14 protein-coding genes and 1 tRNA gene are annotated in these 15,403 nt (G+C 38.0%); 5 read left to right on the forward strand and 10 right to left on the reverse strand.

Annotated elements, in window-relative coordinates:
• Window positions 1-14 precede the first annotated feature (14 nt).
• The gene (locus tag F0919_RS12885) at window positions 15-2,966 is read left to right on the forward strand and encodes a ligand-binding sensor domain-containing protein (protein WP_150033177.1); all 2,952 of its coding nucleotides are present in this window, start codon (window positions 15-17) and stop codon (window positions 2,964-2,966) included.
• Between the two features lie 4 nt (window positions 2,967-2,970).
• On the opposite strand, the gene F0919_RS12890 is transcribed toward F0919_RS12885, so the two are convergent.
• The gene (locus tag F0919_RS12890; protein ID WP_150033178.1) at window positions 2,971-3,318 is read right to left on the reverse strand and encodes a helix-turn-helix domain-containing protein; all 348 of its coding nucleotides are present in this window, start codon (window positions 3,316-3,318) and stop codon (window positions 2,971-2,973) included.
• Window positions 3,319-3,450: 132 nt separating this feature from the next.
• Here F0919_RS12890 and F0919_RS12895 point away from each other — a divergent pair, with 132 nt between their 5' ends.
• Window positions 3,451-3,696: a hypothetical protein gene (locus tag F0919_RS12895; RefSeq protein ID WP_150033179.1), complete on the forward strand. Its 246-nt coding sequence runs from the start codon at window positions 3,451-3,453 to the stop codon at window positions 3,694-3,696.
• A gap of 49 nt (window positions 3,697-3,745) precedes the next feature.
• Window positions 3,746-4,030 (forward strand): hypothetical protein, encoded by a 285-nt coding sequence (locus F0919_RS12900; protein ID WP_150033180.1) that lies wholly within the window; start codon window positions 3,746-3,748, stop codon window positions 4,028-4,030.
• Window positions 4,031-4,112: 82 nt separating this feature from the next.
• Here the strand turns inward: F0919_RS12900 and F0919_RS12905 are convergent, their stop codons facing one another.
• The 6 genes from F0919_RS12905 to F0919_RS12930 form a co-directional block, all read right to left on the reverse strand.
• Complete coding sequence (locus F0919_RS12905; protein WP_150033181.1) at window positions 4,113-4,670, reverse strand: cysteine hydrolase family protein; 558 nt, start codon at window positions 4,668-4,670, stop codon at window positions 4,113-4,115.
• Window positions 4,671-4,700: 30 nt separating this feature from the next.
• Window positions 4,701-5,975: an MFS transporter gene (locus tag F0919_RS12910; protein ID WP_150033182.1), complete on the reverse strand. Its 1,275-nt coding sequence runs from the start codon at window positions 5,973-5,975 to the stop codon at window positions 4,701-4,703.
• 63 nt (window positions 5,976-6,038) lie between these two features.
• Window positions 6,039-6,656 carry a TetR/AcrR family transcriptional regulator gene (locus tag F0919_RS12915; RefSeq protein WP_150033183.1) on the reverse strand — a complete coding sequence of 206 codons (618 nt, stop codon included), beginning with the start codon at window positions 6,654-6,656 and terminating at the stop codon, window positions 6,039-6,041.
• Window positions 6,657-6,792: 136 nt separating this feature from the next.
• Window positions 6,793-6,865: transfer RNA gene (locus F0919_RS12920), tRNA-Ala, on the reverse strand.
• A 77-nt stretch (window positions 6,866-6,942) separates the two neighbouring features.
• On the reverse strand, window positions 6,943-7,938 hold the full coding sequence (gene holA / locus F0919_RS12925; RefSeq protein WP_150033184.1) for a DNA polymerase III subunit delta: 996 nt from the start codon (window positions 7,936-7,938) through the stop codon (window positions 6,943-6,945).
• Window positions 7,939-7,947: 9 nt separating this feature from the next.
• Window positions 7,948-8,691, reverse strand: a complete 744-nt coding sequence (locus tag F0919_RS12930) for a 3'-5' exonuclease (RefSeq protein WP_235903507.1) — start codon at window positions 8,689-8,691, stop codon at window positions 7,948-7,950.
• 87 nt (window positions 8,692-8,778) lie between these two features.
• On the opposite strand from F0919_RS12930, the gene F0919_RS12935 reads away from it, so the two are divergent.
• On the forward strand, window positions 8,779-9,702 hold the full coding sequence (locus F0919_RS12935) for a hypothetical protein (protein ID WP_150033185.1): 924 nt from the start codon (window positions 8,779-8,781) through the stop codon (window positions 9,700-9,702).
• Window positions 9,703-9,725: 23 nt separating this feature from the next.
• Here F0919_RS12935 and F0919_RS12940 read toward each other — a convergent pair whose 3' ends face one another.
• Together F0919_RS12940 and F0919_RS12945 are read right to left on the reverse strand one after the other, a co-directional pair.
• The gene (locus F0919_RS12940; RefSeq protein ID WP_150033186.1) at window positions 9,726-10,997 is read right to left on the reverse strand and encodes an O-antigen ligase family protein; all 1,272 of its coding nucleotides are present in this window, start codon (window positions 10,995-10,997) and stop codon (window positions 9,726-9,728) included.
• Between the two features lie 14 nt (window positions 10,998-11,011).
• Window positions 11,012-12,271, reverse strand: coding sequence for an O-antigen ligase family protein (locus tag F0919_RS12945; protein ID WP_150033187.1), 1,260 nt, complete (start codon window positions 12,269-12,271; stop codon window positions 11,012-11,014).
• A gap of 185 nt (window positions 12,272-12,456) precedes the next feature.
• Here F0919_RS12945 and F0919_RS12950 point away from each other — a divergent pair, with 185 nt between their 5' ends.
• Complete coding sequence (locus F0919_RS12950) at window positions 12,457-14,046, forward strand: Ig-like domain-containing protein (RefSeq protein WP_190277385.1); 1,590 nt, start codon at window positions 12,457-12,459, stop codon at window positions 14,044-14,046.
• 65 nt (window positions 14,047-14,111) lie between these two features.
• Here the strand turns inward: F0919_RS12950 and F0919_RS12955 are convergent, their stop codons facing one another.
• Window positions 14,112-15,344, reverse strand: a complete 1,233-nt coding sequence (locus F0919_RS12955; RefSeq protein WP_150033189.1) for a hypothetical protein — start codon at window positions 15,342-15,344, stop codon at window positions 14,112-14,114.
• Window positions 15,345-15,403 lie beyond the last annotated feature (59 nt).

The raw sequence follows: 15,403 nt of genomic DNA on the forward strand, positions 1-15,403 counted from the left end.
AAAACGATATTCAGATGAATGTGAAAGTAAATATACAATGCAGCAGAATTATCAGAATGCTTTGCTATAGCTACTTTTTTTTGCTTTTAATCTTTGGCGCAACCGCTTACGCGCAGAAATACAATTTCATCAATTTTAATGTAGAAAACGGATTGTCCCAATCGCAGGTAACCGCCTTTGCGCAGGATAAAAACAATGAGCTGCTTATAGGTACTTTCGGCGGCCTTTCCATTTTCGATGGAACTAATTTTGTTAATTATAACAAAGCAAACGGACTATCTCAAAACAGGGTACAAACAATAGCCTGCGATAAAAAGCAAAATATCTGGATCGGTACGAATAACGGCATCTCGAGATTTGATGGCAAAAGCTTTAAGACTTTCAATCCCATTAATAAATCGGGCGACAATACGGTGCAAACCATCATTACGGATGTTGACCAAAATGTCTGGGCATTGGTTAATAGTAGTCTATATCGCTTTGACGGAAAGAGCTTTGTACAGGAGCGCATGCAGGATACTATAAGGTGCATTACGCTCGACAATACGGGAAAACTATGGATGTTCGCTTTTCATAAAGGCATTTATGTTTATAAGTCAGGTCGATGGCATCTTGAAATCGATGTAAAGAAAGATCCCGACCTTGACATTTTCAAGATGAATTTTGGTGCTTACAGTGGCACTCTTTTTACGTTTGGCAACCGTTATATACAGATTGCGGATAATGGTGAGCTGAAATCTCCCGATTGGCTAAAGTCCATGCCTGTACAGAATTTCGTATTAGACCTTATCGAAGATAGTAAAGGAAATATCTGGTTGGCATCTATTGATGGCGGTGCATGGCTTTTTACGCAAAAGGACTGGATTCATTACACCTACCAGAATGGCCTGACGGATGATAACGTAAATGACTTTTATGAAGATAATGAGGGTAATATCTGGATAGGCACCAATGGTTCCGGCATTTTCAGATATACGGGCAGCATCTTTACTTATTATGATCGCTCATCGGGCCTGGCTTCGCCAAGTGTGATGAGTATTACCCAAACAAAAAAGGGCAATATTTTTTTAGCCAGCAGCAGTTCCGGTTTGTATCAGCTGTCGGATGGTCATCCGCAAAGAATGGATTTGCCTGTATATTCCAGGCGAATCAGTACGGTGGTTATTGATTCTATGAATACGCTATGGATTGGAACAGAACAGACGGGTATCTGGAAATATAATAGCAGCGGTATTCATTTTTTCAGGCCTTCTTTAACGCAAAATGCTTTTAGCATTACAAACCTTTACAGAAACGGCAATATTATCTGGGTGGCCTCAAGCGGAGGCTTGTTCAGGTTGCAGAACGATAATCTGGTAAAAGCAAATACCGGAAAAAGTTTAGTGTACGCTACCATGTCAATCGGTACTGATTCTCTATTAGTCGGCACATTAAAGGGCGCTTATATTTACAGAACGGATATTGAAAAATTAATACCGCAACCTTTTATAGAAAATTCCGCTACTTTATGCTTTGCTACGGATGCTACTAATGTTTATGTAGGCACGGATGATAAAGGCGTAATGATCTGGAACAAAAAAACAAAGACATTTACCAATATCAATCATCAATCGGGGCTTACATGTGATTATGTTTACAGCCTTTTGCGTGACCGGAATGGTAATCTTTGGGTCGGGACAGGCTGCGGTATTGATAAAATCACATTTGCAGATAATAGTTATCATATCCGCAGCTTCGGAAAATCAGATGGTTTGTTAGGCGTTGAAAATAATGCCAATGCTTCTTTTGAAGACCGGGAAGGTTATCTGTGGTTTGGAACGACAAAAGGTGTTTTCAGATATAATCCTTATGTCTCAACGGCAAAGCAGCAAGCACCTAAAGTATTATTGCAAAATGTAAAATTGTTTTCAAAAGATATTCCCGCCGGAAAATATACGGACAGTACGACACCGTTCAACAATCTTGAATGGAATCCCATATTACCGCCGGGGCAAAATCATCTGACGTTTACTTTCAAAGGCATTTACTTATCTAATCCGGAAAAGATAAGATACCGCTATCAATTGGCAGGTATTGACAGAGCCTTTACAGAGACAGATCAGAATACCGTTGTTTACCCCAATCTTCCGCCCGGAAAATATCTGTTTAAAGTTTGGGCTTCTGATGCGGATGGTAATTGGTATGATAATGGAGTCAGCTACCCCTTTACTATTAACGCGCCTTATTATACTACCTGGTATTTCAGGTTGGGCGGAACTTTACTGCTAATAGGACTGTTTCTTGGAGGTGTATATTACCGTAACCGTCAAAAAGAATACCGTCGTCGCTGGCAGGAAAAATTAAGAGAAGAGCAACAAGCTATTGTAAGGCAGAAAACAGCAGAAGATTTTCATGATGAAATAGGCAACAAGCTGACGCGTATCAATTTATTGACGACGATTGCAGAAAGTAAGTTACAGAAGCCGCCGGAAGAGTTGCAAAAGATCCTGCATCAGATTCAACAAAATGTCAACTCTCTTTATCGTGGGTCTAAAGATATTATCTGGTCGTTGCAACCCGACAGTGATTATCTGAATGAAATCATTTTCCGCATTCGCCAGAATACGGAAGAGTTGCTGGAAGGCACCAATATTACATTCCGCTATAAAGAAAGCGAGGATTTAGACAGGCAGGTAAAAATGCCGGTTGACTATAGCAGGAATATGATTATGATTTTTAAGGAAGCGGTCAACAATGCAGTAAAACATGCAGATTGTACTATTATCACATTCTCTGTTGAAGTAAACGAACAGCATATTTTACTCAGACTTAAGGACAATGGCATTGGCTTTAATGCGCCCTTAATTAGTAACGGCAATGGATTAGGAAATATGAAGAATCGTGCAAAAAGAATCGGTGCACAATTGAATTGGAAAAGTGAAGCAGACAGAGGTACTGAGTTATCCCTTTTAGTACTGGTAAAGTAAACGGTTATTCTTTTTGCTTGCTTTCATTTAATAGCTTTCTGCTCAGTGTATCTTTTTCTTCAAGACAAGCGTTGTATTTTTCTAACAGGTTATAATACTTTGTTTTCCAATAAGTTTTGGTGTATTCTTCATCTTCATCTTCGTTTACAATAGAAATTCTGTTGTAACTCTTGTATTCTTCCACATCTATACCAAATACTTCATTTAATTTATCAAGAAATGAGTCGGTAATTGGCTGCCTCCCGCTCTCAAAATTTGACAAAGATGCACGGCTATAACCCACCATAGCCCCCAAGCCATCCTGTGTTAATCTTTTTTCCTTTCTAAATCTCTTTAAATCAAATTGATACATAGTTTAGAATAAAATATTTCATGTAATTACTTGGAATGTGTTGAAATGTGCTATAAATTAGTGCATATTTTACGTAGTCTCTCTGAGGCGGACGCATAATATGGCCTAAAAATAGAAAAAAATTCCACAATAATGGAAAAATCACGTAATTCTTCAGATCTGAGATACAATATAAAATTGCGTATGAAACCAATGAAAAGAGCTGCCAAGGCAGCTATAAAGAACAGCGTTCTGAAAGATTCCGGTATGTGTAAGAGTTCTTATTACAAAGCCTGGACACTAAAGCATAACGATCCGAAAGACATTCCGGCTAAAATGCTTCTTGCATTCTCAAAAGCGCTTAAAGTCGAAATGGAGGAATTGTTCAACAAAAAATGAAGGAAATCCATTTAAAACGAGCTTTCTTATTTTTTCAACACCTAAAAAGATGAAGTACGAAACAACAGAATTTTTGAAAATGAAAGTAAATGACCTGATACATGAAATAAGGGAAACAGATACCAGGTACCAACATTGGTATCATAAAGGTTGTTACCAACTGGCTTCATTATATAAGAAAAAGCTGGAAAGACTCTTTACCGAATTGTCGGATGCTAATACCTCTTTCCTCAAAGAAAAAACCACGGATCAATTAAACAGGATTTCAACTTGTGTATTACTTTCTGATATGGGAATTTCATACAATGAAGCTGATGGGCTTATATACATTTAAGCCATCCGGGATAAAGAGATTTTTATAAGTTTTTAAAAAGATCTTTTTATCCCGGAAATAATTGAGAGCAGTTTTAAATTTATCAAATCCATTCATCAACAGTTAGTACATCGGCCTGCGATGGAAAAACTTTAGTGGTCAATATGCGATGTACTTCTTCATCTCTGTCAGCACAGCAATCAGACAATACCGTCATTTTGTAATCTTTATCTGCTGCTTCACGCAAAGTGGACAATACCACTCCGCTGGTTGCAATGCCGGTTAATACCATATGCTGAATATCGAATGATCGTAGAATCATTTCAAGGTCGCTGCCTGCAAATGCACTGACACGACGTTTTATGACAGTCAGTTCGCCTTCTGCCGGAAATAAATCAGGATGAACCTTCATAAATTCGTCCATATCAACAGTTGAGAAATGTGCTTTGGCAGCAGAAAAGCCTTTATTCCTTTTGCTCACTTCAGGCGCTCCGTTCCTGAATCCTACAACCACATAAATAACAGGGATGTTATTATTGCGTGCTGCCTTTATTGCTTTGCTCACATTCTCTATAATTGCTGATGAATCAGGAAGCATAGCCACAATGCCGGCTTGCATGTCCATCACCAAAAGTGCTGTATTCGAGGTGTTTTGTTCCATTTTTTTTATTGTTGTTTTAATTGAAATCGTTTATTTATGCTCAGTTATCAATGCTTCTTTTTCCAATACTACGTTCCCCGCTTCCTGCTGTTTCTTCTTTTGCAATAACTTATAGAAAATTCCGGCAACAATAAGTGCAAACATTCCCTGACAAAGCATGGTCAAAGGCGCCCCTATTTTCTGAGAAACGATGCCGACCATCAGGCTGCCAAGAGGAAGCATTCCAAAATAGGCCAAAGCCACAAAGCTCATCACACGCCCTCTCATATGCGGAGCTGCTTCCATCTGTATAATAGTAATGCTGGTGGACATGGGCGTTATAGATCCCAGTCCAAGTATAACTGCAAAAGGTAAGGCTAATCCTAAGTAGTTCATACGGGAGAATAAAATCAATCCTGTGCCTAATACTGCTATACTCAATAGCAAAATATTTCTGTAGCTCGTTCCTTTTTTGGCCGAGGCCAGCAAGAAGCTCCCCGTCAGTGCACCCAATCCTATAAAACCGCTTATATAACCATAGGTCGTGGCATTGCCTTTAAAAACAACTTTAGCAAAAACAGGTTCCAAAGTATCGTACGGTAAGATGAACAGGCTCAAACACATTAGCAGAAGTATAAGTATACTGATAGCCGGCGTTTCCTTCAGGTAGCGAAGCCCTTCAGCCAATTCGGCAATAACTTTTTTCTTAATAGCCGGTGGTTTAAATTCTGGAAATTTCATCAGCAGTAAAGAAGTAATGACCGCTATGAAGCTCAATGCATTTAAACTAAAACAAACGCCTGCACCAAATTGCTGCAATACCATACCGGATAATGCAGGTCCTATTAATCTGGCCATATTCACCATAGCCGAATTAAGCGATATTGCATTGGCCAGATCTTCTTTATTATTTACCATATCATGAATCATGGGCTGTCTTGCAGGAACATCAAAAGCATTGATGATGCCCAATAATACGCTCAGGGTAAGTATTTGCCAGATGACATAATGATGGGTCAATATTAATATGGCCAGCAAAATAGCCTGTACCATTGATGCTGTTTGGGTTGCAAGCAGAATTTTGTATTTGCTGTATCTGTCAGCAACGACACCGCCAAACAAAGAAAGCAGGAATGAGGGAAATTGCTGGGCAAACACTGCGAATCCGATCATGGAAGCAGAATGGGTAAGGGAATAAATGACCCAGATCACGGCAGTACGCTGCATCCATGTTCCGATTTGTGAAATGGATTGCCCTGCAAAAAAAAAGGAATAGTTTCGGTTACTGAACGCACGGAAAGTACTGTTGGTTAAGTTTATTTTCATTAATTTTATTCCTTGGCCGTTTCGACATTTTTTGTCTTTTTGTCGAATGGGAGACAAAAATTTTTATTTTATTAATCCACGCATCAATAGCCGCGTCAATTGAGCCACAACAGGTTCGATATTTCTTACATTATTCTCAAGTCTCATTTCGGATTTCAGGCCATGCAAACTACTTAGCAATACAAAAATCAGGGATTCCATATCCTTTTCATCAATAGTTCTTAATTCGCCTTTTGCAATTCCGTCTTTTAATATCTGCATCATTAGAGCGCCTTCAAATTTCAGCGTCTGTTCGTGATGGACAATTTTAGCTTTACTAAAATAGGATATCGTATCTGCGTCCATACCGGACTCTAAAGTGCGGAAGAACGGACCTTTCTCACGTACGACTTTCAGTTTTGTAGTATAAAATGCACTGATTTTTTGTTCAACTGTTACTGCTTTCTCAATAGCTTTCTTCATGGCCGCCCTGACTTCGGAGAGTTCAAGGTTTATCACGCCATCCAATATTTCATCCTTGCTTTTATAATAATAGTACAATGAACTTCGGCCTTTGCCAACGGCTTTAGCTACATCATCCATCGTTACTTTGGCAACGCCATATATTGCAAACAGCCTTTTGGCTGCCTGTAGTATTTGTTCCTGAATGATATCTTCTTTTATTGGAGTATTTAAAGACATGAATGAAGTGTAAACTTATATCGGCAAATGTAAATAGTTTTAGACATTTTGACAAATTTTGTCGAATTGATTTAAAGCAACACCTGAAATTTCAGGCATAAAAAAGCCCCGCAAATTTTGCGGGGCTTTTTTACTGTGGAGGATACCGGAATCGAACCGGTCACCTTTTGCATGCCATGCAAACGCTCTACCAAATGAGCTAATCCCCCATGGCCGGGTTGCAAATGTAATCCAAATCAAGCCGTATTTCCAAATCTTTCAATAAATTATTTTTATCGAAACCGGCTTAATATCCGTACAAAACAGCGTTCAGTTTTGCTGTCATTTCGCGTAATAACGAACCGTCGCCACTGCTGTTGCCAATGCCTACCATCTTACGACTGTATTCTTCCAGCAAAGCTATGCTTCTGTGAATATGTGTCAGTGAAAAACGTTGCGAAGCCTTTCTGTGATGCGACCAGATTCCTAATTTCCTATCCGACTGAAAGTCTGCGGGCGAATAGTGACATAAATAAAGCTTGTTGAGATAACCATAAAAAGTTCCGATAACCAATGCCATAGGGGCAGATTTTGGATTGGCCGAAAAGTAGCTCACCATTCTCGCAAGTTTACTATTGTCTCCTCTGAATATTACATCAGGCAAATCAAAGACATTGTATTCCCTGCTGATGCCTACATATTTTTCAATATGCTGTACGGTTAATTTTTTAAATCCTGTTTCATTGATAACAATCTTTTCCAGTTCATTGGAAATTTTTTGCAAATCATTACCAAGATAAACGGCCAGCATTTCTGCTTCCTGCGGGCCAATCTCAAATCCCTGCTGTTTCCCGAAAGCCATTACCCATTGAGGCACTTCATCGTCTTTCAGTTTTTCGGAAGTAAAATAAATGCCCTTCTTAGGAATCAGTTTTGCAAGCTTGTTACGGCCGTCCAGTTTTTTAAATCTATGTTCAATTACAAGAATGGTGGTAGGCGAAGGATTTTCAATATAACCGCTTAATTCTCCCAAATCCTTCATTTGCCAGGCTTCTTTCAATATTACAACCATTCGTTCTGCAAACATGGGAAAACGGCGTGCCGCATTTACCACATCTTTCCATTCAGACTCCTTGCCATAAAGTGTAATAAGGTTAAAATCACGTTCTTCCGGGCTCAGTATTTTTTCTTCGAAATGGTGCAATAATTTATCAACATAATAAGGTTCTTCTCCATCCAATAAATAAACGGAGGCATAATTGCCTTTTTGTAAATCCTGAAATATCTGCGTGTATTCTTTCATGAACAATCTTTAAACATAATGCGCCTCGGGCAATGTGTCCGGCCAGCCTTTTAATTTCAGCATTACCAATGTAGTGGTATAAACATCTTTTAAACAATAAGAAGCGATTCGCCCTAAATCTCCTTCATGCCAATAGATATGCGCTACTTCACTTCCGTCAATATCATTCTTTGAAGTGGGCACCTGCAAAACCTGTGCCAGCAAATCAAGAGAAACATAACTTTTATAATCTCCGAAGCGCCATAGTTCCAGAGTATCCAGATGATTTACCTGCCATGGCTTCAGGCCTGAAATATTGAGACATGAGGGCAGTGGCAGTCCATTGATGATAAGCCGCCGGCAAATGTAAGGAATATCAAATTCCTTGATGTTATGTCCGCAGAAGAGAAAATCTTTTTGCTGTGCTTCATATTGTCGCAATAAATCACAAAACTCTTCCAATAACTGCTTTTCATTGTCATTTTGTATAGATTTCAATCTAACCACGTTCTGCCCGTCCTGTTTTGAAATATAGCCCAGACCGATACAAACTATTTTTCCGAATTCGGCATAAATACCGGCCTTGCTTTCAAAAACAGTGTTGGGTTGCTGTAAATCTATTTCATTAAGATACAGAAATTGTGTTTTATGAATCCAGTGATGTTGCAGGGGCTCAGGCAACATATTCCAATGTTTGGTAAGCGGTACTGTTTCAATATCAATAATTAATGTTTTGTGAAAAATTGTCTTTTCACTTTTCATTTGCGTCATCATAGAACTATATTTGTTAATCGAATTTAACCAATACATTCTTAAATATCACCTGAATCATTTTTAAAAAACAAAAAAACAGGAAAAGAAATGGAAGGAACAAACCAAAATCAAGAATTAACCAACAACTCAAAACCAAGACGTAGCAATACCTGGATTTATTTAGTAATTATTGCATTGCTGTTAGGAACCAACGTTTATCTCTATTTACAAAAAAATAAAAGTACAGAGCAGTTAGGAGTTTCTCAGGTAATGCTTCAACAGGCAGATACTTCATTAAACCAACTGCAGACTGAATATAATGCATCATTAGCACGTCTGGACGAGCTTACCGGTAAAAATGCGATGCTTGATCAGCAATTAAAAGATAAGGATTCCGAGCTTGGAAAAACAAAAGCAAGAATTAAAGAGCTTTTGACAAAATCTAATGCTACGAAGGCCGATTTGGCAGAGGCCCGTACGTTGATCAATTCATTGAATACTACCATTACAGGTTATGAAGAGCAGATTGCAACCTTGAAAAAAGAAAATACGGACCTTACCGGACAACGCGATTCTGTAGTAAAAACGAATAATGATTTATCTCAAAAAGTAGATCTTGCCAAAGTACTACATGCGTCTAATATCAGACTAAAAGGTATTAATCTTACACATAGCGGCAAGAAAGAAAAAGAGACAGAAAAGGCACGCAGAGTGGATTTGCTTAGAATAACCTTTGATATTGATGAAAACAGAATAGCAGAAAGCGGACCGAAGGAATTACAGATTTGCATTACCAATCCTGCAAATGAATTGTTGAGCAATGCAGCTTTCGGTTCAGGTAGCTTTACTACTGCAGACGGCGCTTCAAAATATTACTCCATCTCAAAAACAGTTAATCTGACAACCGGTCAATCTGTTACAGATATTAGCGCTGATTGGCAACAAAGCGCAGAATACGCAAAAGGAAATTATTCTGTGGAAATATACCATAAAGGATATCTCATTGGAAAAGGTACTGTTAGCTTAAGATAAGTTACCGAATGCTGAACAAAGTTTTATGGACTGACATTTGATTTATTAATCGGAATGTCGGTCCATAAATATATAAAGAAGAGAAAAACGAAAATCCCGAATTGTACTTCGAGCATCGGTTCTATCATTAACCCGAATAAAAGAATGACCCAGGTTGTTATGAAATAAATACTTCTGCTATTATTCTTTTCCAGCCAAGGAAAGAATACCATAGGAATTAAAGTCAATAAGGACAATACTATACCAATTGCCATTGCACCGCACAAAAATTCATTATGAGGTATTATCCGTGCATCTACATTTAATTTCGGAAAATCGCGCACATACAGCTTATCCATTTCCTGTTTCACATCGCCTGCCCCCACTCCGGCAACCGGATGCTGCTTTATTATTTTTGATGCTACTTTATATGAATTTAAACGAAGAATAACGGAACCGGTCTGATTTGCAACTGCTGTATCATTAGGGATTTCTATTACTTTTTTTTCGTCTGTAAAGCGGTTTATTTGAGTTGAAACGGAAGGCGTTTTACTGAAAGCATATTCTCCGGCGGCAAACAGCCCCAGATATATAATCATCGCCCCGAACTTCTTTTGACGGATGCCATAATCAAGAATAAAAGCAACGCTCAAAATACTAAAAGCCACGATTCCGGATTTGGCTGCCTGTATATGTATATAAGCGACTGCAATTAATGCCCAAACGATCAATAAGCCTGCTACTGCCTTAGGCAGCTTTAACTGATTGCTGTTATTAATGAAAAAGACAAAAAACATCAACGCCAATACAATAACAATGGTGAAACGAATATAATCGCCTTCCATAGGCGAGGGCATATGACCAATTGCAGAAATGGAATCAGGCTGAAAAATGGCAAAATAGAAACTATAACACATGCCTCCCAACAGAAAGATGAACAATCCAAAACCCACTATTTTAAGCCATTTGTTGTTCTTTAACGGCAGGCTGAACATTGCAAAAGGGAAAAAAAGAAAAGGTAGCTTTGTTTGTATAACCGAAAGCCAGCTGCTTTTGTCTTCACTCCAGAAGCCTGAAATCAGATAAGCTATGAAAAAAGATAATGAGGCCCATGCAAATCTTGAAGCTTTGAATTTCTGCCAGCATTCTTTTATCTGATTGGGATGTAGCGCATTTAAGAATAATAAAATCATGCCTACCGACAGCAACAGCCGGGAAAAGACCATACCGCCAAGCATAAGAAGACAGCTTAAACAAGACACCCAATCCTGCCATTTTAATGAATGTTCATTACGATGGTAAAATTCTTTTGGCATAAATGGTTTTGGTTTTATTGAACGGTTGGTTTTTTTAGAATACTAATCCACGTAAGAATGAAAAACAAATAGGTAAAGACGCCGAACTGCAATTCCAAAGGGGCTTCCACCATTAAACTTATAAACAATGCCAGCGCTGTAATAATCAGGTAGATTCTGTCATTTACCTTTAAGAAAAAAGGAGCAATACACATTGCCAATAATATAAGGCAAAGCGGAATACCTACCGAAAGTGCTGTAAATAAAAATTGATTAATAGGCCCGAATTGTTGTTCTTCACTTACTTCCGGATAGTATTTTCTATAACCTTCCCTCATTTCATCCATAAGATCTCCTGCACCCATGCCTGAAACCGGATGTTCTTTTATGGCTTTTATTCCGATATCATAAGTAATCATCCTGCCTGCATCACTCAGGGTGTAATCGTAATGTTTATCCTCTTTTGTTTTTTGTTGTTCATACCGGACATAATCAATCTTGGTTTTGAAAGTAGGAACAAAAATATAACCGAGAAACGGCAGGCTTGCAATTATCAATGTCAGCAATAAGGCAAGCAGTTTATTCTTCCTGCCTATTTTGAAAATTACAAAAACAAGCATTCCCAGATACAGGCAAAGTATTCCGGATTTGGCTGCCAGGATATGGATGTAAACAAAGAAAATACAAAGTATGATTGTCAATATCCATTTCGCAGATTTATTGATTAAGTCTTTTTTCTTTTCTAATAATAAGTAAAGCAAAAGGAAAAACGATAGCACCAAAGAAAGGCTGAACCTTATGTGGTCATTATATTTTGTGGTAGGAATCGGCCTTGAAAAGTGATAGCCTTTCATGTAATAATTCCAGTGTAAAGCCAATTCGGCAAGACTGTACCCGATCAGCAATAATTGCATAGCAGCTAAACTAATGATGATCAGCCGTTGTACTTTTTCTTTATGAAGCGGAACGGATAGGAAAGAAAACGGCAATATTACAAACGGCAATTTGTTGATGGTGGCTTTCAGCCAATAGTTGTGGTCTGCGCTCCAAAGCCCTGAAATAAAATAAGAAAAGAAGAAAGCCACACAAAGCATAAAGAAGGCATTTCTGCGCCATTCTTTCCAATATTGTCTTAAAAACCGGGGATGTAAGGCATTTACAAACATCACAAACATAGACAAGGATAGTAATGCCCGTGAGAAAAATAATCCGGCAATCATCAGCAAACAACATATTATGCCAATTTTTTCATGGATATCATTCCATTTATTCAGCAATTTAGTTGTCGGCTTCATTCAGTATTGTGAAATTATTTTAAACGGCAAAGTACGCTAAAATACATTTTGTGTACAAAAAAACGAATGCGGTAATATAAAGCTGCATTTTGCGTTATTGCAACGATTCATTTATTTAGCCTGTTCATTATTGGAATAAGCTTATTTTTGATGCCAATATTTTTCATAACTCCATCTGACATACTGTGAAGGTTTTAAAAAATTACCTTTTACCGCTACTTGTTTTTGTAATCTTTAATATGTGTAGCTGTGCCAATATGGTACCGCCATCGGGTGGTGTTACAGATACTATACCTCCGGTTTTACTTGCCATTGCCCCTGCAGATTCCGCATTGAATGCCAGGCCAACCAGAATAGAGCTGAGGTTCAATAAATTTATGGTGGTTAAGGAATTAGATAAAAATCTGGAGCTTTCACCAATTTTATCTGTTGCGCCGACTGTAACAGCCAATGGCAGAAGGATCACCATTAAATTCGCCGATTCTGTCCTGGAAGAAAATACAACTTACAGAATTGGCCTTGGCAACGCACTCACAGATAACAGGGAAAATACTCCTTACAAAAACTTTGTTTATGTTTTCAGTACGGGGCCTTATTTCGATTCACTGGAATTACATGGAAAGGTTTTTGATGCCCAGACAGGTAAAAACGATACGGCTGTACTTATAGCTCTTTATGCTACGACAGAGAATGATACTGCTGTAATGCGTAAAAAACCAAGATATATCACAAGAGTGGACGGTTCAGGTAATTTCAGTTTTAAATCTTTGCCAAAAAGAGACTTCAGAATGTATGCCATTCAGGATGCAAATAATAACTACATCTATGATTATGGTGAAGAGAAAATAGGATTTTTGAATTACAACGTAACGCCATCTTTAGAGAAAGACAGCAATTATGTTTTCTATACATTTAAAGAAGTAAAAGATACTGCCGTTGTCGTAAATACGCTGGATTCTGCAACTGTAGATAGTTTGGCAAAAAAGGCCGCTGCGCTTGCTGAAGGAAGAGAAGCCAAGAGGAAAAACTTTTTCGGTGTAAAGATGGGTAAACTATCTAAGACCAATATGGGTTATCGGGTTCTGGCTGATACAAGCGATCTCAATAAAAGAAGTTTTGATATAAGAACCGATTTAGTCATTCAAATGACGACAGAGATTGTTACGCTTGATTCTTCAAAAGTTTATCTGAGTTATGATAACAATGGCATTGAAGTGGAAGCTATTCAAAAGCTAAGCGTGGATTCCGAAAAAATAAAGATAAACACACAATGGCTTTACGACAAAGTTTATACGCTCAGGTTGGTAAAGGGCTGGGCTAAAGATTCTGCGGGAACAGAGCTGGCACCCGGTAAATATAAATTCAGGACCAAAGGCGAGCCTGATTATGGAAGCCTGATTCTTCATCTGGATAAGGCTTATGTAAGCGATTCGTTAGTGCTGAATGTTTATAAAGGAAAAGATTCTCTTATCTACGCAAAAAAAATAACCGACTCTATCGTTTCGCTGAAGCTGCTGGATCCGGGCGATTATAATGCGAGAATTATAATTGACGATAATAAAGATGGCAAATGGAATACCGGGATTCTGTTCAAACATTTACAGCCCGAAAAAGTGATAAATTACCCAGGTTCTATTTTGCTGAAAGCGGGTTGGGACAACGAAATTGACTTCAATCAAAAGAACGCTTCCGTTCCCGGAAGCAAAGACACAAAACCTGTTGCGGAACCTACTCCGAAAGATGCCCCCAAACAGAATGAAGCACCTGAAAAGTAAATAATCCTTATGGATACAAAAAAGAACCGAATGACATTCGGTTCTTTTGATTTTATGCAATTAAATTATTGAACAGGCGCCGGTACCGTATCTGAAGGATCAGTAGCATCCCCATTCCCTAAAATGTCATCAATGATATTTGCAGGTGCTTCATATACAAATGAAGCAATATTCCCATCGCTATTTTTTTGAGACTTATAATTTGTAACGGCATTTGTCAGGCAATCATATAATACAATACGCCCATCCTGGTTAATGAAACGATAAGCGCCTGTCATAGGTTTCGATTCGCCATCAGCATCAATCATCATTATTTTTTGCGGTGCTACATATTCGTTGTTTTGAATGTCTCCGACAAAACTGTAATAATATCCATCCGACAAACCTGCTATAATATTATACTTTACATTGGTTTTAATAGACTGCTTAACAATGCCATAAGTAGCATTAACAGCCGATCTCGGAAGATTATTGGTATGTAGTGAAATGTATTTTTCGCCTGTCGATGCATCAATGCTCATAGAACCTATAATAATCTTACGATAAATTGCTTTTAAATCTGCATTTTCGTCTTTGTTATTCTTCACTTCTTTAAAAGCTGTTTGATACAGGTCAAATTCCTTTACATTATCCACCACGTAATTTGTGTTTACATAACCTGTTTCTTTATTTTGTCCAAAGAGATAAGTAATGAAATTATCTTCTTTCAGCAGCACTTTACGGAAAGGAAACAATTGTCCGCTATTGTCAATGCTTTTATAATAAATCTCATCATCCTGCGCCTTTAATTTTTGAAACGATGGCGTAGAACCTTGCACCGGAAATAGATCCATCCTTGCTACAATCCTGTTATCGTCATTCCTGATGGAAACATTATCTGTAATAGTGTACAGGTATTTTGTGTTTTTAAAAGCAATGTATTTATATCCCAGAAAACATAAGAGTATCAATAAAACAGCCGTTCCGTAACGGACAAGCATTTTATTGCTTTTTTTCTTTTTAAATACCGGTTGGTTTTGTTGCATAGTATCTGATGGAGGTGCAACAATAACCGCCGGTCTTTTGACGGGAGCCGGTTTGGGTGTAAACAAATAATCCTTCAGGAAACTATTAATTTCCATTCGCTTGTCTTCATCTGTCAGTCCCCATGATTGAAAAAGTCCGCTTAATTGCGTTGCAATTTCATCATTGCTCAAAGCAGACCAGCCATCCAGCAATGCTTGTGGCGGCTCAGTGCCTTTTCTTTTCCTGAATAAGTACCTGATAAAATCAGCAATATTATTTTTATTGATTGACATTTTTTCTGACTATGCTTTTCCTGTTTTATAAAAGTAATTAAGGGAATTAATTTTGACCT

Source organism: Taibaiella lutea, assembly GCF_008629695.1.
In the GTDB taxonomy this organism is placed as follows: domain Bacteria; phylum Bacteroidota; class Bacteroidia; order Chitinophagales; family Chitinophagaceae; genus Taibaiella; species Taibaiella lutea.

What these genes read in the sequence shown, in the direction of transcription:
- F0919_RS12885 (WP_150033177.1), top strand. Translation starts at nt 15, where the DNA reads ATGAATGTGAAAGTAAATATACAATGCAGCAGAATTATCAGAATGCTT.
- F0919_RS12890 (WP_150033178.1), bottom strand. Translation starts at nt 3,318, where the DNA reads ATGTATCAATTTGATTTAAAGAGATTTAGAAAGGAAAAAAGATTAACA.
- F0919_RS12895 (WP_150033179.1), top strand. Translation starts at nt 3,451, where the DNA reads ATGGAAAAATCACGTAATTCTTCAGATCTGAGATACAATATAAAATTG.
- F0919_RS12900 (WP_150033180.1), top strand. Translation starts at nt 3,746, where the DNA reads ATGAAGTACGAAACAACAGAATTTTTGAAAATGAAAGTAAATGACCTG.
- F0919_RS12905 (WP_150033181.1), bottom strand. Translation starts at nt 4,670, where the DNA reads ATGGAACAAAACACCTCGAATACAGCACTTTTGGTGATGGACATGCAA.
- F0919_RS12910 (WP_150033182.1), bottom strand. Translation starts at nt 5,975, where the DNA reads ATGAAAATAAACTTAACCAACAGTACTTTCCGTGCGTTCAGTAACCGA.
- F0919_RS12915 (WP_150033183.1), bottom strand. Translation starts at nt 6,656, where the DNA reads ATGTCTTTAAATACTCCAATAAAAGAAGATATCATTCAGGAACAAATA.
- holA (WP_150033184.1), bottom strand. Translation starts at nt 7,938, where the DNA reads ATGAAAGAATACACGCAGATATTTCAGGATTTACAAAAAGGCAATTAT.
- F0919_RS12930 (WP_235903507.1), bottom strand. Translation starts at nt 8,691, where the DNA reads ATGATGACGCAAATGAAAAGTGAAAAGACAATTTTTCACAAAACATTA.
- F0919_RS12935 (WP_150033185.1), top strand. Translation starts at nt 8,779, where the DNA reads ATGGAAGGAACAAACCAAAATCAAGAATTAACCAACAACTCAAAACCA.
- F0919_RS12940 (WP_150033186.1), bottom strand. Translation starts at nt 10,997, where the DNA reads ATGCCAAAAGAATTTTACCATCGTAATGAACATTCATTAAAATGGCAG.
- F0919_RS12945 (WP_150033187.1), bottom strand. Translation starts at nt 12,271, where the DNA reads ATGAAGCCGACAACTAAATTGCTGAATAAATGGAATGATATCCATGAA.
- F0919_RS12955 (WP_150033189.1), bottom strand. Translation starts at nt 15,344, where the DNA reads ATGTCAATCAATAAAAATAATATTGCTGATTTTATCAGGTACTTATTC.